Below are 23,856 nucleotides of genomic sequence, written 5' to 3'. Positions count from 1 at the left end.
CCGACGAGCGGGCCTCGGACGTGCGACCACAAAGACCAAGTCCCGCCAAATGGAGAGGACTGACATGAAGACCACAATCGCAATTGCAACGCTCGCCGCCGCGATGCTCGGCAGCGCCGGCATGGCCTCGGCGGATTCGATCCCGGGCATGCGCGGCCACGACCACACCGGGATCACGGTTCCCGACATGAAGCAGGCGGTCGACTTCTTCACCGAAGTGGTCGGCTGCAAGAAGGCGATGTCGTTCGGCCCGTTCGCCGACGACAAGGGCACCTTCATGCAGGATCTCCTGGGCGTCGATCCGAAGGCGGTGATCGAAGAGGTCACCATGGTGCGTTGTGGCTACGGCTCGAACATCGAGCTGTTCAAATACACAGCACCGGACCAGAAGGACCTGACGCCAAAGAACAGCGACATCGGCGGCTTCCACATCGCCTTCTATGTCGACGACGTCGCCGCTGCCAAAGCCTATCTCGACGGCAAGGGCGTCAAGACACGCTTGGGACCATTGCCGGTCAAGGAAGGACCCGCCGCCGGCCAGACCATCCTCTATTTCCAGGCGCCCTGGGGGCTGCAACTGGAAGCGATCAGCTATCCCGACGGGATGGCCTATGAGAAGGGCGCCGAGACGGTGTTGTGGAGCCCGAAGAGCCCGGAAAAGTGATCGGCAGCGCGCTTGCGCGATGACACGCAGGCGCGCTTTCGCCATGTCAGGACGATCGTTCTGATATGAAACTTTAAGCTTGAAATATCTTATCGCCGGCGCGATACTGAACTCCAGCAAGCGAAGAGGAGATCGCACAGATGAAGGTTGCGGTTCTCGGCGGCGGACCAGCCGGCCTCTACTTTGCCATTTCGATGAAACTGAGGGACGCCGCCCACGATGTGACGGTGTTCGAGCGCAACCGCGCCGACGACACGTTCGGCTGGGGCGTCGTGCTGTCGGCCGAAACGCTCGACAATCTGTCGAAAAACGATCCGGTCAGCGCCGTCTGGATCAAGAAGCACTTTGCCTACTGGGACGACATCGCCGTCATTCATGACGGCGTGCGCACGGTCTCGTCAGGGCACGGTTTCTGCGGCATCGGCCGCAAGCGGCTGCTGGTCCTGCTGCAGCGCCGGGCGCGTGAACTCGGCGTCAAGCTGATGTTCGAGACCGACATCGCCGATCCCAAGCCTTACATGGAGACGCACGATCTGGTCGTCGCTGCCGACGGCCTGAACTCCAGGGCGCGCAACAGTTTCGTCGACATCTTCAAGCCCGACATCGACACCCGCAAATGCAAGTTCGTCTGGCTCGGCACCAACCAGAAATTCGACGACGCCTTCACCTTCATCTTCGAGAAAACCGAGCATGGCTGGGTGTGGGCCCACGCCTACCAGTTCGACAGCGACACCGCGACCTTCATCGTCGAGTGCAGCGAGCAGACCTGGGCTGCCTTCGGCTTCGGTGCGATGTCGCAGCAGGAATCGATCGCCGTTTGTGAGCGGATCTTCGAAAAACATCTCGGCGGCCACGCCTTGATGACGAATGCCAACCATATCCGCGGTTCGGCCTGGATCAATTTCCCGCGCGTGCTGTGCGAGCGCTGGTCTTACAAGAATCTCGCGCTGATGGGCGATGCAGCGGCATCGGCGCATTTCTCGATCGGCTCCGGCACCAAGCTGGCACTGGAAAGTGCTGTGGCGCTGGCCGAATATGTCGAAACTGAGCCGGACCTGGATGCCGCCTTCCGCAGATATGAGGATGCCCGCCGCACCGAGGTGCTCAAGCTGCAATCGGCGGCGCGCAATTCGCTGGAATGGTTCGAGGAGGTCGAGCGCTATCTCGGCCTCGATCCGGTGCAGTTCAACTATTCGCTTTTGACCCGCTCGCAGCGTATCAGCCACGAGAATCTGCGACTGCGCGATGCCGAATGGCTTGAAAGCGCGGAAGAATGGTTCCAGCGCCAGGCGGGCGCCGGCGGCAACAGCCTGCGCCGCGCGCCGATGTTCGCGCCGTTCAAGCTGCGCGACATGAGGCTGCAGAACCGCGTCGTCGTTTCGCCGATGGCGCAGTACAAGGCTGTCGACGGCTGCCCGACCGACTGGCATTTCACGCATTATGCCGAGCGGGCCAAGGGTGGCGCCGGTCTCATCTATATCGAGATGACCTGCGTCAGCCCGGAAGGGCGCATCACGCCCGGCTGTCCCGGCTTCTACGCGCCCGAGCATGAGGTGGCGTGGAAGCGGCTGGTCGATTTCGTCCACACCGAGACCGAGGCCAAGATCTGCGCCCAGATCGGCCATTCCGGCGCCAAGGGCTCGACCCGGCTCGGCTGGGAGGGCACTGACGTGCCGTTGGTCTCAGGCAACTGGCCGGTGATGGCGGCTTCGGCCGTTGCGTGGTCGCCGCAGAATCAGGTTCCGAAGGCGATGAACCGCGCCGACATGGACCGCGTGCGCGACGAATTCGTCGCTTCGGCCGAGATGGCCGATCGCTGCGGCTTCGACATGCTCGAAATCCACGCCGCGCATGGCTATCTCTTGTCGTCCTTCATCACGCCGGTCACCAACCGGCGCACGGATGAATATGGCGGTTCGCTGGACAATCGCATGCGCTATCCCCTCGAAATCTTCCGCGCGGTGCGCGCCGCCTGGCCGGCGGAGAAGCCGATCTCGATGCGCATTTCCGCCAATGACTGGGTCGGCATCGAGGGCGTGACGCCGGCCGACGCGGTCGAGATCGCGCGGCTGCTGCATGAGGCCGGCGTCGACATCTGCGATGTCTCGGCAGGCCAGACCTCGGCACTGGCCAAGCCTGTCTATGGCCGCATGTTCCAGACGCCGTTTTCCGACCGCATCCGCAACGAGGTCGGCATGGCGACGATGGCGGTCGGCAACATCTACGAGCCGGACCATGTCAATTCGATCCTGATGGCCGGCCGCGCCGACCTGGTGGCGCTGGCGCGGCCGCATCTCGCCGATCCCTACTGGACGCTGCATGCCGCCGTCACGCTCGGCGACCGCGGTGTCAAATGGCCTGATCCCTATCTGCCCGGACGCGACCAGCTCTACCGTCTGGCCGAGCGCGACGCCGCAGCGGGGCTGAAAGTATGACGGCCGCCGCGACGATACCCGGCAAGCATGCGCTGGTCACTGGCGGCGGCTCCGGCGTCGGGCGGGCCATCGCGCTGGCGCTGGCTGCTGCCGGCATCGGCGTCACCATCTGCGGCCGCCGGGAAGCAGAGCTCGCCAAGGTGGCCGGCGAAAACGACCGCATCTCTGGCATCGCCGCCGATGTCACCGACGAGGCGGCAATGGCGGCGCTCTACGAGAGGGCGCAAGCCGCGCGCGGCCCGTTCGACATCGTCGTCGCTAATGCCGGCATGGCCGGCAGCGCGCCGGCGCACAAAACCGCGCTCAGCGACTGGCAGCGGACGCTCGACGTCAATCTGACCGGCGCCTTCCTGACGGTGAAGCCCGCGCTGGCCGGCATGGCCGCGCGGAAGACGGGACGAATTGTTTTCATCGCCTCGACCGCCGGCCTGAAAGGCTACGCCTACGTCGCGTCTTACGTCGCCGCCAAGCATGGCGTCATCGGCCTGATGCGGGCGCTTGCCGCCGAAACAGTGAAATCCGGCGTCACCGTCAACGCGGTGTGCCCAGGCTTTGTGGAAACCGAAATGCTGGAAGAGTCCATCCGGCGCATCATCGAAAAGACCGGCCGCTCGGCCGAACAAGCGCGATCGAGCCTTGCCTCGACCAACCCGCAAGGCCGCTTCATCCAGCCGGATGAAATTGCCGCCGCCGTGCTGTGGCTGTGCGGCGACGCCGCCCAATCGATCACCGGACAGGCGATTTCCATCTCAGGAGGCGAAACATGGTAGCCGGCCCCCTGCCCGCGCCGTCGAGACCCGGCAAGGACCGCTTGCGTCTGTGGATCAGGCTGCTGCGCGCCTCGCGCACGATCGAGGCCGAGCTGCGCGAGCGGCTGAAGAAGGACTTCAACACCACGCTGCCGCGCTTCGACGTGATGGCAGCGCTTTATCGCGCGCCGGAAGGCATGCTGATGAGCGACCTGTCGCGTTTCCTGCTGGTCTCTAACGGCAATGTCACGGGCATCGTCGACCGGCTGGTTTCGGAAGGACTTGTCGCCCGCGCGCGGCGCAATGGCGACCGCCGCACCTCGATGGTGCGGCTGACCGAGGAAGGCACGCAGGCCTTTGCCGCGATCGCCGCGGCGCATGAAGGCTGGATCGGCGAATTGCTGGGCAAGGTCAGTGAGGACGACGCGCGCCGGCTGACCGGCATGCTGACCTCGTTCCGCAGCAACTGGGAGGGACGCGAATGACCGCAATGGCCGGGCGCAAGCCGAAGCATTTCCTCTGGGAGGTCGAGGGCAGGATCGCCAAGGTCCGGCTCGATCGGCCGGAGCGCAAGAACCCGCTGACCTTCGACAGCTATGCGGAACTCCGCGACACGTTCCGCGACCTCGTCTATGCCGACGATGTCGACGCCGTGGTGTTCCTTTCCAATGGCGGCAATTTCTGCTCCGGCGGCGATGTCCACGACATTATCGGCCCGCTGGTCAAAATGGACATGAAGGAGCTCCTGGTCTTCACCCGCATGACCGGCGATTTCGTCAAGGCGATGCTGAATTGCGGCAGGCCGATCATTGCGGCGGTCGACGGCGTCGCGGTCGGCGCCGGCGCCATCATTGCGATGAGCTCCGACATCCGCATCGCCACGCCGGAAGCCAAGACCGCATTCCTGTTCACCCGCGTCGGCCTCGCCGGCTGCGACATGGGCGCCTGCGCGATCCTGCCGCGCATCATCGGCCAGGGCCGCGCCGCCGAACTGCTCTACACCGGCCGCACCATGACGGCTGATGAAGGCGAACGCTGGGGTTTCTACAACCGGCTGGTCGATGCCGCCGCGCTTGAAGCCGACGCGCTCGACATGGCGGCGCGCATCGTCTCCGGCCCGACCTTCGCGCACGGCATCACCAAGACCCAGCTCAACCAGGAATGGTCGATGGGCCTCGACCAGGCGATCGAGGCGGAAGCGCAGGCGCAAGCGATCTGCATGCAGACCCGCGACTTCGAACGCGCCTACAAGGCGTTCGTGGCCAAGGAAAAGCCGGTGTTCGAGGGGGATTGAGGATGATGCTTTGCGTGGAGACGTTGGCGGGAGGGGGGCGCCGTAGTGCGCAAGGCCTCAATAGCGGGGCCACCAATGCCTGACCGTTCCTTCCTCTCCTGGCCGTTCTTCGAAGACCGCCATCGCGAACTAGCCGAGCACCTCGAGACATGGTGCACGACCAACCTCCCAGTCGATCACCATGATGTCGACGCCGCCTGCCGCGAGCTGGTCAGCAAGCTCGGCCGAGACGGCTGGCTGAAGCCAACGGCGCTCGACACCGACAACCCGGGTCCCCTCGACGTCCGCACTTTGTGCATCACGCGCGAGACGCTCGCCCGCCATGACGGGTTGGCCGATTTCGCCTTCGCCATGCAGGGGCTGGGCACCGGCGCGCTCAGCCTGTTCGGCACGGTGGAGCAGCGGCAATGGCTTTCGAAGACGCGCGCCGGCAAGGCGATATCAGCCTTCGCCCTGTCGGAGCCGCGCTCGGGATCAGATGTCGCCAACACGGAAATGACGGCGACCCGCGACGGCGACAGCTACGTTCTTACAGGCGAAAAAACCTGGATCTCCAATGGCGGCATCGCCGACCTCTATGTCGTCTTTGCCCGCACCGGCGAGGCGCCGGGCGCCAAGGGACTTTCCGCTTTCCTCGTGCCTGGCGACGCCAAGGGCCTTGGCATCGCCGAACGGCTCGAAGTGATCGCGCCGCATCCGCTGGCGCGGCTGTCTTTCGAGCGGGTCCGCCTGCCGGCCACCGCACTGATCGGCAAGCCAGGCGACGGCTTCCGCATCGCCATGTCGGTGCTCGATGTGTTCCGCTCGACCGTCGGTGCGGCGGCACTCGGCTTTGCCCGCCGTGCACTGGATGAAAGCATCAAACGCGTGGCCGAGCGCAAACTATTCGGCGCGCCGATGGCCGAATTGCAAATGGTGCAGGGGCACATCGCCGACATGGCGCTCGATGTCGATGCGGCGGCGCTGCTGGTCTACCGCGCCGCCTGGACCAAGGACATGGGTGCGCCCCGCGTCACCCGCGAGGCGGCGATGGCCAAGCTGTTTGCCACCGACAGGGCGCAAGAGGTGATCGACAAGGCCGTGCAGCTGCACGGCGGCGACGGCGTCCGCAAAGGCCACATCGTCGAAAGCCTGTATCGCGAGATCCGCGCGCTGCGCATCTATGAGGGTGCCTCCGACGTGCAGAAAGTGGTGATTGCGCGGCAAGTGATGGGCGCGGCCTGAAGCAGGTCGCGCCCACGGACCAGACTGTTTTGACAATGGATATTGCGAACCGAGTTTTGACGAATCGGGAGACTGAAATGCACCAGATTCTGCAGCCGGAAGGCTGGGCCAAACCTGTCGGCTACGCCAACGGCGTCGCGGCGCGCGGTCGGCTCGTCTTCGTTGGCGGACAGGTCGGCTGGAACGGCCAATGCCAGTTCGAAACCGACGACTTCGTCGGCCAGGTGCGGCAAACGCTTCAGAACATCGTCGCGGTGCTGGCGGAAGCCGGCGCGGGGCCGCAGCACATCACCTCGATGACCTGGTACTTCACCGACAAGGCCGAATACCTTGCCAATCTCAGGGGTATCGGCGAGGCCTATCGCGAGGTCATCGGCCGGCATTTTCCGGCGATGGCCGCCATGCAGGTGGTGGCGCTGGTCGAGGATCGCGCCAAGATCGAAATCCAGGCCACCGCCGTCATTCCGGAATAAATTATTGGCTGCCTCAGGAATAAATTATTCGCGAAGCCCCGCCTGCCTCAAGATCGGCAGCACGTGATCGCAGAAATAGGGCAGTTCTTGCGTGTAGTTGACGAAGGACAGCGCGATGCCCTGATAGCCGTGCCCGGCAATTGCGACCATGTCGGCGGCGATCGTTTCCGGCGTTCCGATCAGCGGGTAGGTGCCGGCGCCGCCGGCGAAACGCTGCCGGTAGCGGTCATAGGCGTGCGGGTCGTGCGATTGCGAGAATTCCTTCTTGCCGGCCATGTGGGCATCGACGGCGTCATGGTCGGCCATATCGACGGCGTAGCGCGTGTAGTAGGCCTGCGCCTCTTCCATCGTCGGGCGGCAGACGACATGCGCCACGGTGTAGACGCCGACATCGCGGCCTGCCTTATCGGCCCGCTCGCTGATGTCGGCGACATGCTTGCCGGCATCGCTCATTTCCGAAAATGTCGTGAACAGATAATCGCACCGGGCGGCAGCGAAATCGCGGCCCGGCCCGCCGAAGGCGGCGTTCATGGTCACGGGGCGCGGAACCTGCAGACTGGCCGGCCGGCTGACAGCCTCCTTGAGGCGGTAATAAGTGCCTTCGTAATCGAGCGGCTCGGCCGACGCATAAAGCTTTTCCAGGATTTCGATCCATTCGGCCGCCTGATCGTAGCCCTTCTCGACCAAAGGCGTGCCGAACATGCCGAATTCCTTCGGGTTCCAGCCGCAGACGATGTTCAAGCCCGCGCGTCCCTGGCTGATATGGTCGACCGTCGCCAGCGCCTTGGCGGCATAGAGCGGATGCACCAGCGGCACATGCACGGTCATGAACAGGCCGATCTGCTCGGTGGCCATGGCGAGTGCCGCCGCCCAGGTGAAGGTCTCGAACGACCATTCGCGCACCTTGTTGCGGCCGCCGAAGCCGCGCCAACGCGCGATCGGCAGCATGAACTCCAGCCCGGCGCGGTCGGCGATCTGGGCTGCGGTCACATTGTCCTGCCAGCTCGCCGCCCAGCGCTCCGGCACATCGGTGATGGCAAGCCCGCCATCGGCATTGGTCGAAAAGACGCCAAGCTTCAGTCTGTTCGAGCCGTGCAAAGGGTGTGGTTTGTTCACGTCGCGACCTCCCGGCGAAGATCGCACGCTAGGCCCGCGCGGAAATATTTCAAGCCTGAAATAGCTTGGCGTCACCATCGCTCGCGGGTATCGGTTCCAGCGGGCCGCACCGTGTCCACCACGCAACGGACATCGCAGCTTTTTAAGCTTAAAACTTTCGCCTTGAAAAGCGCCGCACTTTGGATAAGCATTCCGGAGTCGATGGCGATTGCCGTGCCGGACGGGCTTGCCGGCCAGTCCATCGAGCAGACCAGTCCATCGTGCCGGCCAGTCCATCGTGGGTGCTCCGGGTGGGAGTCTCAGTTCTTGTCGTTCATACTGCCCCAGTCATCATCCAACACGCGCCATGCCTTCGATGACGTGCGCGCGGATTCGCGGTCTGCAACACACAACATCGCCAACCGTGACCGCATGGTCGCTGCCATGAATTGACGCCCTGCGTGAAGCGGGGCGGCAAAAAACCGTGCGGGAGCAACCCGCCCGATCAACAACAGAGGGAACAAAAATGAGCTTCACGCGTCGCAAATTGCTTCTTCTCGCCGCCGCCATCGGCATCGCCGCCGGCCCCGCCACCGCTTATGCCGCGGATGTGCTCAATGTCGGCGCCTACCCGACCAACCCGCCCTTCGAATTCAAGAACGAGAGCGGCACTTTCGAAGGCTTCGAGGTCGACATCGTCAACGAAGCCGCCAAGCGCATCGGCATGACCACCGACATCGCCGATCTCGGCTTCCAGGCGCTGTTTGCCGCCACCACCTCGAAGCGCATCGACGTCGCCATCTCGTCGATCACCATCACGGCGGAGCGGCTGAAGTCACAGTCGTTCACGCAGCCCTATTATGATTCCGATATGGGCATCGCCACCAAGGCCGACAGCCCGATCAAGGCCGAGGCCGACCTCAAGGGCAAGATCATCGGCGTGCTGTCCGGTTCGACCGGCGAAACCTGGGTCAAGGCGCATCAGGAAGCCGACGGCTTCAGCGACGTGAAGGGCTACGACACGCAGCAGAACCTGCTGCTCGACCTCAGCGCCGGCCGCGTCGATGCGGCAGTCAGCGACATTCCGGGCATGGAATATTCCTTCACCAAGATGAAGGACCTGGTGGTCAAGGAGCGCATCAAGACCGGTGAGCAATACGGCCTGATGATGACCAAGGACCACCCGCTGCTCGGCAAGCTGAACGATGCGCTGAGCGCGATGAAGAAGGACGGCACGCTGGCCGCGATCCACAAGAAGTGGTTCGGCAGCGACGCGCCCGCCGACTCTTCGACCATGAAGGAAATGCCGCTGCCGAAGGCCTGAGCTGAAGGCTGCGGTAACATCGTGCCGGCTTTCCAGGCCGGCACGATTCTTTCACGCCTGGCCGCCGGCTTCTGCCGCAGATCTCCTGCCCTCGGCGGCCCATGAGTTTAACGTGAGCATTCTTTGCTCTGGGGTTCGGGAACGCTCCCATGTCGCTGATCGACACCTTCTTCAACCCCGACGTCATTATGTCCAGCCTGCCGGCGCTGCTGCGCGGCTTCCTGAACACGCTGCTGCTCGGCATTTTGAGCATCGGCATCGGCATCCCCATCGGCCTGGGGATCAGCCTGGTGCGGCTCTATGCGCCGAAGCCGTTGCGCTGGCTCGCGGTCGGCTACACCGACATCTTCCGCGCCCTGCCGGTGCTGGTCGTGCTGATCCTGATCTACTATGCGCTGCCCTTCCTCGGCATACGCCTGTCGTCCTGGGCATCGGCGGTGACAGCCTTCGCCTTCATCATGTCGGCCTACTCGGCCGAGGTGTTCCGCTCCGGCATCGAGAGCATTCCGCGTGGCCAGTTCGAGGCGTCGCAGGCGCTTGGCCTGCCGTTCCTCCTGACCTTGCGCAAGGTGGTGCTGCCGCAAGCGATCCGCGTCGTCATCCCGCCGATGACCAGCAACTGCGTCTCGATGTTCAAGGACACCTCGCTCGCCTCCACCGTGGCGCTGCCGGAACTCTTGAAGGAAGCGACCAACGCGCAGTCGCTCTACGCCAACCCATCGCCGCTGATCGGCGCCGCCCTTGTCTATCTCATCTTCCTCTGGCCGATGGTCCGCCTCGTCAGCCTGCTTGAAGAGCGCTTCAAGACCGAAAAGAAGCGCTGACCTCGCCAACCGATCCCACCCCGTCCAAGCCCTCCGCAGGAGCCTACCCGTGAATAAGCATCAAACCGACAATGCGAATGCCACCGCGTTCCCCGTCGACACCATCCGCGCCATGTTTCCAGCCTTGCAGCGGGCCGGCGATTTCATCTTTTTGGACAACGCCGCCGGCGCGCAGATCCCGCAGAGCGTGCTCGACGCGGTGACCAATCATCTGGTTTCGCACAATGTGCAGCGTGGCGGCCGCTATGGCCGCAGCGTCACCGTCGACCAATCGGTCGCCGATGCGCGGACAAGCGTCGCTCTGCTCATCAACGCCTACAGCCCGGCGGAAATCTGCTTCGGCATGAATGCCACCTCGTTCATCCGCCTGGTCAGCCTCGGCATCGGCCAGATGCTGCAAGAGCGCGACGAGATCGTCGTCACCGACATGGATCATGACGCCAACATCGCGACTTGGCTGGCGCTGGAATCGGCCGGTGCGAAATTCAAATGGTGGCGGATGCGTGAGGACGGCAATCTGCATGTCGACGATCTGCGTCCGCTGGTCTCGGACCGCACCCGCCTGGTCGCCTGCACGGTCACGGCGCACTCGATCGGCTCGATCGTCGATGTCGCTGCGGTGGCTGGGATCGCGCATGCGGCCGGCGCCGAAGTGTTCCTCGACTGCGTGCATTACGGGCCGCATGGACTGATCGACGTGCAGGCCTGGGATTGCGACTATCTCGTCTGCTCCGGCTACAAGAATTTCTCGCCGCATATGGGCTTCCTGTGGGGCCGTTTCGAAACGCTGAAGCGGCTGCCGACCTTTCGCGAGGACTTCATCCCCGACGAGCCGCCCTACAAGGTCGAGGCCGGCACCTTCATCTACGAGAACGTTTCCGGCATGGATGCGGCGGTGCAGTATCTGGAACTGATCGGCCGCAATCTGGCGCCGTCCAACAACCGCTCCCGACGCGAAAACATCGTTGCCGGCATGGGCGCCATCCGCGACTACGAGCTGGTGCTGGCGCGCGAGATGCTGGCCGTGCTGAAGGATTGCGGGGCAACCATCTACGGCGTTGCCGACGAGGCGCGCATCCATGAGCGCGTGCCGACCTTCTGCTTCAACATCGGCAAACTATCGCCGCAGCGGGTCGTCGAGGAAATGGCCGAGATGCAGATCGGCATCCGCGACGGCCACATGTACGCGCCACGGCTGATGAAGCGTCTCAACCTCTCGATGGACAGCGGCGCCATCCGCGCCTCGTTGGTCCACTACAACACGGTCGAGGAAGTCCGGCGCTTCGGCGAAGCTCTGCGTGCGATTGTCGCGAAGTTGTCCCGAGCTGCGGCCTTCGGGCCGGTCGAGTAGTAGGCTGCGGCTACATTGGGGGTCGTAATCCTGGGGTCTGCGCGACGCTTCGCCCTAGGCCCTGTACTGATAAATGAAAAAGGACTGCGATAGGTGGAAAACTGCCCTCCCAGCATGCAAGATGGCTGATGGCCAATTTATCGTTCCAGCACTTGAACACCGATTGGAATGCCGAGCCCAATGCTCCTGACATAGAGCTGGTAGTCGAAGGCAACAGCGTCCGCCTTTCCTTTCGTCTTAACCCGTGGGCCTACAGTGCCGAGCCTGGAGAAATTGCGACGCTACGATTCCTCGGCTGCAGTCGTTTTCGTTGGGACGCGACGAACGATCATGCATGGTTTGCAGGAAAAGGGCTTTACGGCGGTCAGGCTCCGAAATGGGGCGAGTTCTACGAGGTTATGGGCGACACTCGGGTCGTCGAGGATGACGATTGGGATGTCTTGTCGGCGGATTTGCCGACCTCCCGTCAATTCCTGTTCTACTTCCGTGACGACACAATTGAGATCGTGGCTCAAGATTGGTTGCTGACACGGGAAACACCACTGGCCGCTGAGGACCCCTCCGGCTGAGACTTTCATACTGCGGCGGAATCTGATTCAGACTCCGCAATAATATGAAGGTCCCGGTCGAAAAACGACTCCATTGCGGATCTACACCCAAGGATATATGCTGTCGCAGCGCGCCTAGGCATCCCGCTTCACCATCGCGCATGTTCCATGAAAGTAAAGAATAGATTCGACTCGCTCATGCACGCGGTCTGTGCTGGTCATGGGTATTGCGGAGGAATGCACGGCGACAAATTCATGCATGTCACCGATTTTATCCCTCAATCCGGTGATGTCACAGCGGACCAATTCGTGGAATGGGTCTTTCTAGCTGAAATTGAGAACAAGAGTGAGCGAATGTCCCCCAGATGGGATCGGCATCGCCAAAGGATACGAAGCTATTTTGTTGAGTACATGGGATCAGACGTCATCGATGCCAGCCAATTAAAATGGGGTGTAGAGGGCTAAGCCAGCCCCTTTGCCCTGCTTCCCAATCATCGCGGTCATACTGCATTTATGAGTTCACGACCTAGGATGACGAAAAGCCTCAGGCGGCCTTCTTCTTCGCCAGCCTCGCTTTGATCGACGCGACGTCGGCGCGCGGCGTCGCGGCGAACAGCGTCCTGGTGTAGCTGTGCTTGGGGTCGGCGAAGACCTCGTCGCGCGAGCCGTATTCCACCGCTTCGCCGAAATACATCACCATCACATCGTCGGCGATGTAGCGTACCACGGACAGATCGTGGCTGATGAAGACGTAGGTCAGCTGGAACTCGTCCTGCAGGTCGGCGAGCAGGTTGAGCACCTGCGCCTGCACCGACAGATCGAGCGCCGAGACCGGCTCGTCCAGCACCAGCAGGCTCGGATTGAGCATCAGCGCGCGGGCAATGGCGATGCGCTGGCGCTGGCCGCCGGAGAACATATGCGGATAGCGATTGTAATGTTCGTGACCGAGCCCGACCTTCTTCAGCATCTTCATCGCCAGGTCGCGCCGCTCGGCCGCCGGCTTGTCGGTGTTGATCAAAAGCGGCTCGCCCAGCACGTCGCCGATCTTCTGGCGCGGATTGAGCGATCCGTAGGGGTTCTGGAAGACGATCTGCACCTTGCGGCGCATCTCCTTGGTCAATCCGCCCTTGGCGATGTCGACCTTGTTGCCGTCGATGAACAATTCGCCCGATGTCGCCGGATCGATCAGCGTGATGATGCGGGCAAGCGTTGACTTGCCGCAGCCGCTTTCGCCGACAATGGCCAGCGTCTTGCCCTTGTCGACCTTGAACGAGACGCCCTTGACCGCGTGCACGGTGCGCGGCCCGGTGAACAGGCCGCCGCCGATGTGGTAGTCGCGGACGATGTTCTTGCCTTCGAGAACCGTGGTGCTCATCAGGTGGCTCCCGCAGCAGAAGGCGCCGGCTCGAACATCATGTCGGAAACGGTCGGCAGCCGGTCGCCGACGGCGTTTTCCGGCAAGGCCGACAACAGCGCCCGCGTGTAATTGCTCTTTGGCGATTCAAACAGCGACAGCACGTCGGCCTCTTCCATCTTGCGGCCCTTGTACTGGACGATGACGCGGTCAGCGGTCTCGGCCACCACGCCCATATTGTGGGTGATCATGATCAGGCCCATGCCGTATTTGGCCTGCAGCGAAACCAGCAGATCGAGGATCTGCTTCTGGATGGTGACGTCGAGCGCCGTGGTCGGCTCGTCGGCGATCAGCAGTTTCGGATTGCAGGCAATGGCGATGGCGATCATGACGCGCTGGCACTGGCCGCCGGACATCTGGTGCGGGAAGGAACTCAGCCGCTCTTCAGGGTCGGCGATGCCGACCAGCTTCATCAGTTCGATGGCACGCGCCCGGCGCTGGGCGCGGTCCATGCCCATGTGGAAGCGCAGCACCTCCTCGATCTGGAACCCGACGGTGAAGCACGGGTTGAGGCTGGCGATCGGCTCCTGGAAGATCATCGAGATGTCCTTGCCGACGATCTTGCGGCGTTCGGACGGGCTGAGCTTCAGCAGATCGACGCCGTCGAAGGCCATGCGGTCGGCCTTGACGGTTGCCGTGTTGGGCAACAGCCCCATCACCGCCAGCATCGACACCGACTTGCCGGAGCCGGACTCGCCGACGATCGCCAGCACTTCGCGCGGCTCGATCGACAGGTCGATACCTTGCACGGCCATGAACGGTCCGGCCGCGGTGTCGAAGGAAACGGTGAGGTTCTTGATCTCGAGCAGAGGCATGCTCAGGACCTCTTCAGCTTGGGGTCGAGCGCGTCGCGCAGACCGTCGCCGATCAGGTTGATGGCAAAGACGGTGATCAGGATGGCGAGGCCAGGGAAGGTCACCACCCACCAGGCGCGCAGGATGAACTCGCGCGCTTCGGCCAGCATGGTGCCCCATTCCGGCGTCGGCGGCTGCGCGCCCATGCCGAGGAAGCCAAGGGCCGCCGCCTCGAGGATGGCGTTGGAGAAGGACAGCGTCGCCTGCACGATCAACGGCGCGATGCAGTTTGGCAGGATGGTGACCAGCATCAGCCTGAGATGGCTGGCGCCGGCGACCTTGGCCGAGACGACATATTCGCGGGTCTTTTCGGCCATCACGGCGGCGCGGGTGAGCCGGGCGAAATGCGGCTGCAGCACGAAGGCGATGGCGATCATGGCGTTGACGAGGCCGGGGCCAAGCACCGCGACCAGCACCAGGGCCAAGAGCAGCGACGGGAAGGCCAGGATGATGTCCATGATGCGCATGATCAGCGTGTCGACCCAGCCGCGGCAGTAGCCGGCGAGCAGGCCGAGGATGACGCCTGAAATCAGCGCTGACGTGACAACGACGAAGCCGATGGCGAGCGAGAAGCGCGAGCCGTAGATCAGGCGCGACAGCATATCGCGGCCGACGGCGTCGGTGCCGAGCAGGAACTGCGCATTGCCGCCCTCCTGCCAGGCCGGCGGCGTCAGGAAGAAGTCGCGGAACTGATCGTCCGGCGAATGCGGCGCCAGCAGCGGCGCGAAAATGGCGATCAGGATCAGCAGCGCGAAGACGAAGAGCCCGATCACCGCGCCCTTGTTGACGGAGAAGTAATGCCAGAACTCGCCGAACATCTGCAACCTGGCGTCCTGCGGCTTGACGACGGTCGCGGCTTCGATGGTGGCGGGGCCTTCATTGCTCATGTCAGTTGGCCCGGATGCGTGGGTTGATGACGGCGTAGAGCACGTCGACGATGAGGTTCACCGACATGACGATCAGCGCGATCAAAAGCAACCCGCCCTGCACGGTGAAATAGTCGCGCTTGGAAATGGCGTCGATCATCCATTTGCCGATGCCGGGCCAGGAGAAGATGCTCTCGGTCAGGATGGCGCCGGTGAGCAGCGTGCCGACCTGCAGGCCGATGGTGGTGACGACCGGGATCAGCGCGTTGCGGAAGGCGTGCAGGCCGATGACCCTACGCGGCGCCAGGCCCTTGGCGCGCGCGGTGCGGACATAGTCCTCACCCAGCACCTCGAGCATCGCCGAGCGCGTCTGCCTCGCGATGACGGCGAGCGGAATGGTGCCGAGCACGATGGTCGGCAAGATCAGGTGCGACAGCGCCGAACGGAAGGCGCCCTTCTGGCCCGAGATCAGGGAATCGATGGTCATGAAGCCGGTCACCGGCTTGAAGAAGTAGAGGAGGTCGATGCGGCCTGAAACCGGCGTCCAGTGCAGCATGCCGGAGAACACGATGATCAGCAGCAGACCCCACCAGAAGATCGGCATGGAATAGCCGGCCAGCGCCGTGCCCATGGTCAGTTGGTCGAACCAGGAGCCGCGGCGGATGGCAGCGAAAATGCCGGCGGCCACACCCAGGATGACGGCAAAGATCATGGCGAAGATGGCGAGCTCGACCGTTGCCGGAAAGCGGACAAGGAAGTCCTTGAGCACCGGTGTCTTGGTGGAAAACGAGGTGCCGAAATCACCGCCGAGGATGTTCGTCAGATAGGTCAGATATTGTTGCCAGATCGGCAGGTCGAAACCGAACTGGTGCATGAGCGCCGTGTGGCGTTCGGGCGACAGGCCGCGTTCGCCCGCAAGCACCAGCACCGGATCACCGGGCAGGATGCGCACGAAGCCAAAGGCGAGGATGGTTATCCCGATGAAGGTCGGGATGATGAGGGCGAGCTTGCCGAGGATATAACGCAGCATGGCGGGCGAGTGGGGGCGTCACCACATGGTGGCGCCCCCGTTTCGCAACCTTATTCGGCGATATCGACGCCGTCGAAGCGGTGGATACCGAGCGGATCCATCGCAAAGCCGGTGACGGTCTTCTGCATCGGCATGAACACCTTGGAGTGAGCGAGCGTCGCCCAGGGTGCCTGTTCCTTGAAGATGACCTGTGCCTGTTCATAGAGCTTGGTGCGCTCGGCCTGATCCGAAACGGTCTTGGCCTTGTTGATGAGCGCATCGAAGTCCTTGTTGCACCATTCCGCGCGGTTGTTCGAACCGACGGAAGCGCAGCTCAGGAGCACGCCGAGGAAGTTGTCCGGATCGCCATTGTCGCCGGTCCAGCCGACGATGACGGCGCCGTCGTGATCGACCGCGGAAGCGCGCTTGAGGTATTCACCCCAATCGTAGCTGACGATCTCGACGGTGACGCCGACCTTGGCGAAGTCCGCCTGGATCAATTCGGCGGTGCGGCGCGCGTTCGGCATGTAGGGGCGCGACACCGGCATGGCCCAGACGTTCATCTTGAGGTCCTTGACGCCGGCCTCTTCAAGCAGCTTCTTGGCTGCATCCGGATCGTACGGATCGTCCTTCACTTCCTTGTTGTAGGACCACATGGTCGGCGGGATCGGGTTGACCGCCACCTGGCCGGCACCCTGGAAGACCGCGTCGATGATGGCCTTCTTGTTGATGGCCATGTTGAGCGCCTTGCGCACGCGCACGTCGTCGAACGGCTTCTGCTGGGTGTTGTACATCAGCGCGCCGACATTGAGGCCTTCCTGCTCCTCGACCTTCAGGTTCGCATCGGCCTGCAGGCCGGCGATGTCGGCCGGTGCCGGGTACGACATGATGTTGCATTCGCCGGCCTTGAGCTTCTGTGCGCGCACGGCCGGATCGGTGGTGATGGCGAAGACCAGATCGTCGATCTTCTGCTTGCCGCCCCAATAGTCCGGGTTGGCCTTGTAGCGGATGGCGGCGTCGGTCTGGTAGTCGACGAAGATGAACGGGCCGGTGCCGATCGGCTTCTGGTTGAACAGCTCAGGCGTCTTGTCGGCCTGCAGCTTGTCGGCATATTCCTTGGAGACGACGGAGGCAAAATCCATGCCCAGCGTCGGAATGAAGGTGATCGCCGGCTCCTTGAGGGTGAACTTCACCGTCAGGTCATCGACCTTCTCGACCTTGGTGATGTTGTCGCCGAACTGGTCATTGTAATACTGGTAGGCAATGCCCGGAATGTACTGGAACCAGGGACCGTTCTTGTCGACCTGACGTTCGAACGAGAACACCACGTCGTCGGCGTTGAAGTCGCGCGTCGGGGTGAAATAGTCGGTGGCGGCGAACTTGACGCCCTTGCGCAGCTTGAAGACATATTCCTTGCCATCGTCGGAGATCGTCCAGCTTTCGGCCAGGCCCGGCGAGGTCGTCGTCTTGCCGTGATCGAATTCGACGAGGCGGTTGAAGACGGTGCGCGAGGACGCGTCGAACGTCTGGCCTGCGGTATACGGCGCCGGATCGAAACCTTCCGGCGAAGCTTCCGCGCAGTAGACCAGAGTTTTCGCATTGGCCATGCCGCCCAGGACGCTTGCAGCCAGCAACGCGGCTGCAAAAGTCAGCTTCTTATTCATTGAGCACTCCCTGATGTTCTTCCAAGCCCCTCTATCAGGCTCGCGAAGCGCGCATATAAGCACCGTTTTTCCGGCTTTGGAACACCCCGTTTGCTTACCCCGCGGGAAGCAGGAAAAAAATCCGCAACTTTGCCAAATTGCAGAAAAAATTAGCCGTTTCTTCCGTTCACGAGATTATTAACAGCCGAATTTTTTTATTGATCGCCAGGCTGACGATATAAATGTTCCCGGCGCTTCCGAGCGGCCGTGGGATGCGTCAGGACACCGCCTGGAGCGCTGGCGGCGGCAAAGACTTTCGACGGCAAATCTTTCGCCGCGTTGCCGCAAGGGCAAGACTTGCACGCTCACCAAGGGAGGCAATACATAGGGTGTAGCGGCCGCAGCGGAGGACGCCCTTGCCAATTCAGGGGCGAGTGCGGCACGGATGAACAAGACTTGTCCAGGGAGGAACGGTTGGCAAAAGCATCAAGGACGACGGCGCCGGTGAAAGCGGGAGCCAAGGCGCCGTCGAAAGCAGCCGGTACTGCCAAGCCGAAAGCACCCGTTGCCAAAGCCGCCAAGCCGAAGGCGGCCGCGGCACCTGTAAGGGCAAGCACAAAGCCGGCGGTGAAAGCCCCGGCCAAGGCTGCGGCCGGAAAGACGGCGCCGGGGCGTAAAGCGGGTGCGGCAAAGCCCGCTGCCAGGCCGGCCTCGAAGGCCGCGGCAGCGGTGAAGGCCCCACCGGCGGCAAAGCCGGCCGACGCCACCGCCAACCGATTGCCGAAAGCGCTGACGGCGCTGGCCGCCGGCTTGCCGGAAAAGCCGTGGCTCAAGAGCTATCCGAAAAACGTGCAGGCGGAGATCGGCGCCCTGCCCTACAGCTCGATCGGCGATTTCCTCGTCGCCGCCTGCAAGCAGTTTTCCGCGCAGCCGGCCTTCACCTGCATGGACAAGTCCATCAGCTACACCGATGTCGAGCGGCTGTCGGCGGCCTTCGGCGCCTACCTGCAATCGAAGGGCCTGCAGAAAGGCGCGCGCGTCGCGCTGATGATGCCCAACGTGCTGCAATATCCGGTGGCGATGATGGCGATCTTGCGAGCGGGTTATGTGGTGGTGAACATCAATCCGCTCTACACGCCGCGCGAGCTCGAACACCAGCTGAAGGATTCCGGGGCGCAAGCCATCGTCATCCTGGAGAACTTCGCCAACACCTTGCAGGCGGTGATCGCCAGGACCGCGGTCAAGCATGTGGTGGTCGCCGCGATGGGCGACATGCTTGGCGGGCTGAAGGGCACAATCGTCAATTTCGTCGTGCGCCGCGTGAAGAAGATGGTGCCGGCATGGTCGCTGCCCGGCCATGTCAAGTTCAATGCCGCCATGAAGGCCGGCGCCGGTATGGGCTTCAGGCCGGCCAAGGTGGCAGCCGACGATGTCGCCTTCCTGCAATATACGGGCGGCACCACGGGCGTCTCGAAGGGCGCCACGCTGCTGCACAGCAACGTGCTCGCCAACGTCGCGCAGAACGCGCAGTGGATGGAGGACGCCTACACGATCAAGCCGAAACCCGCGCATCCCAACTTCATCTGCGCGCTGCCGCTCTATCATATCTTCGCGCTGACGGTGAACGCGCTGATGGGCATGCAGCAGGGCGCCCGCAATGTGCTCATTCCCAATCCGCGCGACATCCCAGGCTTCGTCAAGGAATTGCAGAAATATCCGGTGCACATCTTTCCCGGCCTCAACACGCTGTTCAACGCGCTGCTCAACAATGAGGATTTCCGCAAGCTCGACTTCAAGCCGCTGGTGCTGACGCTGGGCGGCGGCATGGCGGTGCAGAAGGGCGTCGCCGAACGCTGGAAGGCGCTGACCGGATGTTCGGTCACCGAAGGCTACGGCCTCTCGGAAACCTCGCCGGTGGCCACCGCCAACAAGTTCACCGCCGGCGACTTCACCGGCACCATCGGCTTGCCGCTGCCCTCGACGGAGATCGCCATCCGCGACGAAGACGGCAACAATTTGCCGCTCGGCGAGGTCGGCGAAGTCTGCATCCGGGGGCCGCAAGTGATGGCGGGCTACTGGAACCGGCCGGATGAGACCGCCAAGGTGATGACCAAGGACGGCTACTTCAAATCCGGCGACATGGGCTTCATGGACGAGCGCGGCTACACCAAGATCGTCGACCGCAAGAAGGACATGATCCTGGTCTCGGGCTTCAACGTCTATCCCAACGAGCTCGAGGAAGTCGTGGCGATGCATCCGGGCGTGCTCGAAGTGGCGGCGATCGGCGTGCCGGACGAGCATTCGGGCGAGGTGCCGAAACTGTTCGTGGTCAGGAAGGATCCGGCGCTGACCGCCGAGGCACTGACCGCCTTTTGCCGCGAGAACCTGACCGGCTACAAGCGGCCCAGATACATCGAATTCCGCACCGAACTGCCGAAGACGCCGGTCGGCAAGATCCTGCGGCGAGCGCTGCGCGAATGATTGCAGCCGGCGGCGCGGATGCCGTAGATGCACCTTGCCGTCCTGACCCGGCAGAGTTCATCAGGACGAACATGCGCCTCGCCCCGGTGCCGTCGGTGCCTGAGATCCAGCTTTTTACACCGCACCCGGCCAGTGGCCTGAGACGGCTTACCGATACGCACCAAAGCGCTGACGACGATGACGACACGATCGAGGCGGACAACAATGGACCTGAGCCGCAGCCGCCTTACTGGGCTTACGTGTGGGCCGGCGGCGCGGTGCTTGCGCGCCATATACTGGATCATCCGCAAACGGTAGCCGGTCGCCGCGTGCTCGACCTTGGTGCCGGCTCCGGCCTTGTCGGCATCGCCGCAGCCAAGGCCGGTTCGCGCGAAGTGATCGCCGCCGAGATCGACCGTAACGGCGTTGCCGCGATCGGCCTCAATGCCGCGGCCAACGGCGTCGAGATCGCCATTGTCGACAAGGACATTACCACGGGTCCCCCGCCGGCGGTCGAGCTCGTGCTTGCCGGCGACGTGTTCTACGGCCCTGAGGTTGCTCTGCGGGTTATCCCGTTCCTCGACCGCTGCCTGGCGGCCGGCATCGAGGTGCTGGTCGGAGATCCCCGCCGCAACGACCTGCCGCTGTCCCGGCTGCGATTGCTCGCCGAATACAAGGTGCCGGATTTCGGCGACGCGAAGGGGGCTGCGACGAGGCTTAGCGGCGTCTTTTCGTTTGAGGAGGGAGCGCGCTGACGCCACAGAGCAAGCCTAAATTCTACTCATTGTGGACAAACATCGAGGGCAGAAAATAGATTCGACTAGCCGTTGGTCGGAGAAGTCGAGTGGCGTGGATTAAAGTTGTTCAACGTATCGGTTTCACAGTTTGCCCAAAATGCGAAAATCGGGGCTTCGATCTTCAGCCAGGCGAAGACATCGACAGCGCAAAGCGCCAAGATCAGGTGCGGCAAATGCGGGTACGTTTGTTCTGCTGATGAGTGGCCCATTGTGTCCGAAAACAAACCAGAAGCTCGATAGTTTCCATGGACTGCTCCCCCATCTCGGCCATTGGCAGAAAATCCCGAGGTGAATCGAGTTTGACCTAGCCTTTCCCGTCAGATCGTCTCCCTGACCCGCGCCGAGAGAAAATCCGGCAGGTCGGCGACCGAATCCAGAACCACATCGGCAATGCCGGCCAGCGATTCGCGGGTGCCGGTGCCGGAGAGCACGCCGACCGCCAGCCCGCAGCCGCCGGCACGTGCCATTTCGAGGTCGTGCCGGTTGTCGCCGACCATGGCGATTTCCGCCGGCTTGAGGCCGGTGAGATCGCTAAAGGCCTGGATGGTGTCGGGCGCCGGCTTCGGATTGGCCACCGCGTCGTAGCCATAGGCCGCGTCGAACAATTGAGCGACGCCGAGCGTGACCAGCGTCTTTTCCGCGCCGCTGGTCGAATCGTTGGTGGCGACGCCAAGCCGGTAGGATTTCCTGTGCAGTGCCGTCAGCGTATCGACGATGCCCGGCAGCGCCACGGCCATCGCCGAGCCTTGTACGGAGGTGATCTCGTTGAAGCGGGCAACCGCAAGCATCTGATCCTCGTTGGACAGGCGTGGGAACCACAATTCGACGACGTCGAGATTGGTGCCGGAGGCAAAGATGGAGTCCGGCTTGAAACGCTTGTTGGCGAAATCGAAGCCGGCAGCGGCCAGCAGCCTGTCGGCTTTCCAGCGATCGCCTTCCGACGCATCCATGGCCATGAAGTCGGCAACGCCGAGCCAGGTGGCGTTGAAGTCGACAAGCGTGCCGTCCTTGTCGAACAATATTCCCTTGATGTCTGCCAAGCTTTTCACTCCGAGCCACGCAAATGCTGGATGAATCCCACAAGGCCAGCGGTCGATGCATCCCGATTGGCGGCACTTTCCTTGCCCTCCACGACAGGCAACAGGCCGGTGGCCAGTTCCTTGCCGAGTTCGACGCCCCACTGATCGAAGGAGTTGATGTTGAACAGCGTGCCCTCGACGAAGACGCGGTGCTCGTAGAGCGCGATCAGCCGGCCGAAGGTGCGCGGGTCGAGCTTTCTGTAGAGGATGGTGACCGAGGGACGGTTACCCGAGAAGACGCGGTGCGGCGCGATCTTGTCGACCTCGGCCGGCTTCATGCCCTTGGCCAGCATCTGGGCGCGCGCCTCGTCCAGCGTGCGGCCCTTCATCAGCGCTTCCGACTGCGCCAGGCAGTTGGCGAGCAGCAGATCATGCTGGTGCTTGAGATCGGGCTCGTGGCCGACGGCCGCGGCAAGGAATTCGACCGGGATGAAATCGGTGCCCTGGTGCAGCAGCTGGAAGAAGGCATGCTGGCCGTTGGTGCCGGGCTCACCCCAGACCAGCGGTCCGGTCGGCGTCGTCACCGCCGTGCCTTCGAGGGTGACGCTCTTGCCGTTCGATTCCATGTCAAGCTGCTGCAAATAGGCCGGCAGCCTGGACAGGCGCTGGTCGTAAGGGATGACGGCGCGCGCCGGGTAACCGCAGATCACGCGATGCCACCAGCCGACCAGTCCCAGCAGCGCCGGCAGGTTCTCCTGCACCGGCGCGGTGCGGAAATGCTCGTCCATCTCATGCGCGCCATCAAGGAAGGCGCGAAAATTCCGCGGGCCGACAGCGATCATCACCGGCAGGCCGATGGCACCCCAGAGCGAATAGCGGCCACCGACCCAGTCCCAGAAGCCGAAGACGCGATCGGGCGCGATGCCGAACTTGGCCACCAGGTCGAGCGCGGTCGAGACGGCGGCGAAATGCTTGCCGACCGCTTCCTTGCCGAGCGCCTTCTCCACCCAGTCGCGCGCCGTCTGCGCATTGGTCATCGTCTCGACGGTGGTGAAGGTCTTGGAAGCGATGATGAAAAGCGTGGTCTCGGCGGAGAGGCCCTTCAGCGTGTCGTGGATATGGGCGCCGTCTATGTTGGAGACGTAATGCGCGCGCGGCCCGTCATGATAGGGCGCCAGTGCCAGCGTCGCCATGGCCGGGCCGAGATCGGAACCGCCGATGCCGATGTTGACGATGTCGGTGATCTTCTTGCCGGTGGCGCCGGCCGCCTTGCCCGAGCGCACGGCATCGGCAAAGGCGCCCATGGCGTCGAGCACGGCGATGACGTCCGCCTTGACGTCCTGGCCATCGACGGTGACGCCCTTGCCGGTCAGGTTGCGCAGCGCCGTGTGCAGCACGGCACGGTCCTCGGTGACGTTGATCTTCTTGCCCGCGAACATGGCGGCGCGGCGGCCTTCGAGATCGGCGGCCTGCGCGAGCTTTTCCAGCTGCTCCATGGTGGTCGCGTCGACCGCGCACTTCGACCAGTCGAGCAGCAGATCGCCGTCGGTGGCGGAGAATTCCACGAACCGCTTGGGATCGGCGGCGAAGGTCTGGCGCATGCTGGCGGGCGCCGCCGCGCGGTGGTCGCGCAAGGCGGCGAGCTGTTTTTGAAAGGACGATTGATCCACTGCCAAACTCCGAGACCTCGAGCCATCATTACGGACCGGATGTTTCCGGCGCGTGTCGTCGCGACAATCTATCGGGCCGAACTCCACCCGTATCAATGCGCAGCGATGACGCACACCCACACGCCGCCATGACGCACGATGTC

The 23,856-nt window shown here is 63.1% G+C and carries 21 protein-coding genes; 13 read left to right on the top strand and 8 right to left on the bottom strand.

What is annotated here, in order from left to right:
* Nucleotides 1–64: 64 nt before the first annotated feature.
* The 7 genes from EN884_RS01040 (at nucleotide 65) to EN884_RS01010 (ending at nucleotide 6,839) form a co-directional block, all read left to right on the top strand.
* Nucleotides 65–664, top strand: a complete 600-nt coding sequence (locus EN884_RS01040) for a VOC family protein (protein WP_063169949.1) — start codon at nucleotides 65–67, stop codon at nucleotides 662–664.
* Between the two features lie 140 nt (nucleotides 665–804).
* Complete coding sequence (locus EN884_RS01035) at nucleotides 805–3,099, top strand: bifunctional salicylyl-CoA 5-hydroxylase/oxidoreductase (protein ID WP_063169948.1); 2,295 nt, start codon at nucleotides 805–807, stop codon at nucleotides 3,097–3,099.
* The gene (locus EN884_RS01030; protein WP_063169947.1) at nucleotides 3,096–3,869 is read left to right on the top strand and encodes an SDR family NAD(P)-dependent oxidoreductase; all 774 of its coding nucleotides are present in this window, start codon (nucleotides 3,096–3,098) and stop codon (nucleotides 3,867–3,869) included. The genes EN884_RS01035 and EN884_RS01030 overlap by 4 nt, the downstream gene beginning before the upstream one ends.
* On the top strand, nucleotides 3,863–4,333 hold the full coding sequence (locus tag EN884_RS01025; RefSeq protein ID WP_063169946.1) for a MarR family transcriptional regulator: 471 nt from the start codon (nucleotides 3,863–3,865) through the stop codon (nucleotides 4,331–4,333). The genes EN884_RS01030 and EN884_RS01025 overlap by 7 nt, the downstream gene beginning before the upstream one ends.
* Nucleotides 4,330–5,142, top strand: coding sequence for an enoyl-CoA hydratase family protein (locus tag EN884_RS01020; protein WP_063169945.1), 813 nt, complete (start codon nucleotides 4,330–4,332; stop codon nucleotides 5,140–5,142). The genes EN884_RS01025 and EN884_RS01020 overlap by 4 nt, the downstream gene beginning before the upstream one ends.
* A gap of 75 nt (nucleotides 5,143–5,217) precedes the next feature.
* Nucleotides 5,218–6,366: an acyl-CoA dehydrogenase family protein gene (locus EN884_RS01015; protein WP_063169944.1), complete on the top strand. Its 1,149-nt coding sequence runs from the start codon at nucleotides 5,218–5,220 to the stop codon at nucleotides 6,364–6,366.
* Nucleotides 6,367–6,443: 77 nt separating this feature from the next.
* Entirely contained in the window at nucleotides 6,444–6,839 is a 396-nt protein-coding gene (locus tag EN884_RS01010) for a RidA family protein (protein ID WP_063169943.1), read from the top strand.
* Between the two features lie 24 nt (nucleotides 6,840–6,863).
* On the opposite strand, the gene EN884_RS01005 is transcribed toward EN884_RS01010, so the two are convergent.
* On the bottom strand, nucleotides 6,864–7,955 hold the full coding sequence (locus EN884_RS01005) for an LLM class flavin-dependent oxidoreductase (protein ID WP_063169942.1): 1,092 nt from the start codon (nucleotides 7,953–7,955) through the stop codon (nucleotides 6,864–6,866).
* 505 nt (nucleotides 7,956–8,460) lie between these two features.
* Here EN884_RS01005 and EN884_RS01000 point away from each other — a divergent pair.
* The 4 genes from EN884_RS01000 to EN884_RS00985 all read left to right on the top strand — a co-directional run bounded on the left by EN884_RS01000 (nucleotide 8,461) and on the right by EN884_RS00985 (nucleotide 12,002).
* Complete coding sequence (locus EN884_RS01000; protein ID WP_024503391.1) at nucleotides 8,461–9,258, top strand: ABC transporter substrate-binding protein; 798 nt, start codon at nucleotides 8,461–8,463, stop codon at nucleotides 9,256–9,258.
* A 149-nt stretch (nucleotides 9,259–9,407) separates the two neighbouring features.
* The gene (locus EN884_RS00995) at nucleotides 9,408–10,082 is read left to right on the top strand and encodes an amino acid ABC transporter permease (protein ID WP_013527987.1); all 675 of its coding nucleotides are present in this window, start codon (nucleotides 9,408–9,410) and stop codon (nucleotides 10,080–10,082) included.
* Nucleotides 10,083–10,131: 49 nt separating this feature from the next.
* Nucleotides 10,132–11,433 (top strand): cysteine desulfurase-like protein, encoded by a 1,302-nt coding sequence (locus EN884_RS00990; protein ID WP_063169940.1) that lies wholly within the window; start codon nucleotides 10,132–10,134, stop codon nucleotides 11,431–11,433.
* 128 nt (nucleotides 11,434–11,561) lie between these two features.
* Complete coding sequence (locus EN884_RS00985) at nucleotides 11,562–12,002, top strand: hypothetical protein (protein WP_063169939.1); 441 nt, start codon at nucleotides 11,562–11,564, stop codon at nucleotides 12,000–12,002.
* Between the two features lie 523 nt (nucleotides 12,003–12,525).
* Here the strand turns inward: EN884_RS00985 and EN884_RS00980 are convergent.
* The 5 genes from EN884_RS00980 to EN884_RS00960 form a co-directional block, all read right to left on the bottom strand.
* Complete coding sequence (locus tag EN884_RS00980; protein WP_063169937.1) at nucleotides 12,526–13,356, bottom strand: dipeptide ABC transporter ATP-binding protein; 831 nt, start codon at nucleotides 13,354–13,356, stop codon at nucleotides 12,526–12,528.
* Nucleotides 13,356–14,210, bottom strand: coding sequence for an ABC transporter ATP-binding protein (locus EN884_RS00975; RefSeq protein ID WP_024503389.1), 855 nt, complete (start codon nucleotides 14,208–14,210; stop codon nucleotides 13,356–13,358). The genes EN884_RS00980 and EN884_RS00975 overlap by 1 nt, the downstream gene beginning before the upstream one ends.
* Before the next feature lie 2 nt (nucleotides 14,211–14,212).
* Nucleotides 14,213–15,067, bottom strand: coding sequence for an ABC transporter permease subunit (locus EN884_RS00970; protein WP_224618710.1), 855 nt, complete (start codon nucleotides 15,065–15,067; stop codon nucleotides 14,213–14,215).
* Nucleotides 15,068–15,137: 70 nt separating this feature from the next.
* Nucleotides 15,138–16,145, bottom strand: a complete 1,008-nt coding sequence (locus EN884_RS00965; RefSeq protein WP_063169936.1) for an ABC transporter permease subunit — start codon at nucleotides 16,143–16,145, stop codon at nucleotides 15,138–15,140.
* A 50-nt stretch (nucleotides 16,146–16,195) separates the two neighbouring features.
* Nucleotides 16,196–17,788 (bottom strand): ABC transporter substrate-binding protein, encoded by a 1,593-nt coding sequence (locus EN884_RS00960; protein ID WP_013527993.1) that lies wholly within the window; start codon nucleotides 17,786–17,788, stop codon nucleotides 16,196–16,198.
* Nucleotides 17,789–18,241: 453 nt separating this feature from the next.
* On the opposite strand from EN884_RS00960, the gene EN884_RS00955 reads away from it, so the two are divergent.
* Both EN884_RS00955 and EN884_RS00950 read left to right on the top strand, forming a co-directional pair.
* Nucleotides 18,242–20,248 (top strand): long-chain fatty acid--CoA ligase, encoded by a 2,007-nt coding sequence (locus EN884_RS00955; protein ID WP_063169935.1) that lies wholly within the window; start codon nucleotides 18,242–18,244, stop codon nucleotides 20,246–20,248.
* On the top strand, nucleotides 20,245–20,982 hold the full coding sequence (locus tag EN884_RS00950) for a methyltransferase (RefSeq protein ID WP_027161817.1): 738 nt from the start codon (nucleotides 20,245–20,247) through the stop codon (nucleotides 20,980–20,982). Before EN884_RS00955 ends, EN884_RS00950 begins: the two co-directional genes overlap by 4 nt.
* Nucleotides 20,983–21,341: 359 nt before the next feature.
* Here EN884_RS00950 and EN884_RS00945 read toward each other — a convergent pair whose 3' ends face one another.
* Nucleotides 21,342–22,064 (bottom strand): HAD family hydrolase, encoded by a 723-nt coding sequence (locus EN884_RS00945; RefSeq protein WP_063169934.1) that lies wholly within the window; start codon nucleotides 22,062–22,064, stop codon nucleotides 21,342–21,344.
* A 5-nt stretch (nucleotides 22,065–22,069) separates the two neighbouring features.
* Entirely contained in the window at nucleotides 22,070–23,713 is a 1,644-nt protein-coding gene (gene pgi, locus EN884_RS00940) for a glucose-6-phosphate isomerase (RefSeq protein ID WP_082826639.1), read from the bottom strand.
* Nucleotides 23,714–23,856 lie beyond the last annotated feature (143 nt).

This window comes from Mesorhizobium sp. M7A.F.Ca.AU.001.01.1.1, assembly GCF_004022735.1.
Taxonomy (GTDB): Bacteria; Pseudomonadota; Alphaproteobacteria; order Rhizobiales; family Rhizobiaceae; genus Mesorhizobium; species Mesorhizobium ciceri.
The sequence above is the reverse complement of the archived record's forward strand: the minus strand, read 5'-3'. Positions and strand labels throughout refer to the sequence as shown.

Bases quoted from the DNA above. Each gene is read 5' to 3' on its own strand.
- EN884_RS01040 (WP_063169949.1), top strand. From the start codon at position 65: ATGAAGACCACAATCGCAATTGCAACGCTCGCCGCCGCGATGCTCGGC.
- EN884_RS01035 (WP_063169948.1), top strand. From the start codon at position 805: ATGAAGGTTGCGGTTCTCGGCGGCGGACCAGCCGGCCTCTACTTTGCC.
- EN884_RS01030 (WP_063169947.1), top strand. From the start codon at position 3,096: ATGACGGCCGCCGCGACGATACCCGGCAAGCATGCGCTGGTCACTGGC.
- EN884_RS01025 (WP_063169946.1), top strand. From the start codon at position 3,863: ATGGTAGCCGGCCCCCTGCCCGCGCCGTCGAGACCCGGCAAGGACCGC.
- EN884_RS01020 (WP_063169945.1), top strand. From the start codon at position 4,330: ATGACCGCAATGGCCGGGCGCAAGCCGAAGCATTTCCTCTGGGAGGTC.
- EN884_RS01015 (WP_063169944.1), top strand. From the start codon at position 5,218: ATGCCTGACCGTTCCTTCCTCTCCTGGCCGTTCTTCGAAGACCGCCAT.
- EN884_RS01010 (WP_063169943.1), top strand. From the start codon at position 6,444: ATGCACCAGATTCTGCAGCCGGAAGGCTGGGCCAAACCTGTCGGCTAC.
- EN884_RS01000 (WP_024503391.1), top strand. From the start codon at position 8,461: ATGAGCTTCACGCGTCGCAAATTGCTTCTTCTCGCCGCCGCCATCGGC.
- EN884_RS00995 (WP_013527987.1), top strand. From the start codon at position 9,408: ATGTCGCTGATCGACACCTTCTTCAACCCCGACGTCATTATGTCCAGC.
- EN884_RS00985 (WP_063169939.1), top strand. From the start codon at position 11,562: ATGGCCAATTTATCGTTCCAGCACTTGAACACCGATTGGAATGCCGAG.
- EN884_RS00980 (WP_063169937.1), bottom strand. From the start codon at position 13,356: ATGAGCACCACGGTTCTCGAAGGCAAGAACATCGTCCGCGACTACCAC.
- EN884_RS00975 (WP_024503389.1), bottom strand. From the start codon at position 14,210: ATGCCTCTGCTCGAGATCAAGAACCTCACCGTTTCCTTCGACACCGCG.
- EN884_RS00970 (WP_224618710.1), bottom strand. From the start codon at position 15,067: ATGTTCGGCGAGTTCTGGCATTACTTCTCCGTCAACAAGGGCGCGGTG.
- EN884_RS00965 (WP_063169936.1), bottom strand. From the start codon at position 16,145: ATGCTGCGTTATATCCTCGGCAAGCTCGCCCTCATCATCCCGACCTTC.
- EN884_RS00960 (WP_013527993.1), bottom strand. From the start codon at position 17,788: ATGAATAAGAAGCTGACTTTTGCAGCCGCGTTGCTGGCTGCAAGCGTC.
- EN884_RS00950 (WP_027161817.1), top strand. From the start codon at position 20,245: ATGATTGCAGCCGGCGGCGCGGATGCCGTAGATGCACCTTGCCGTCCT.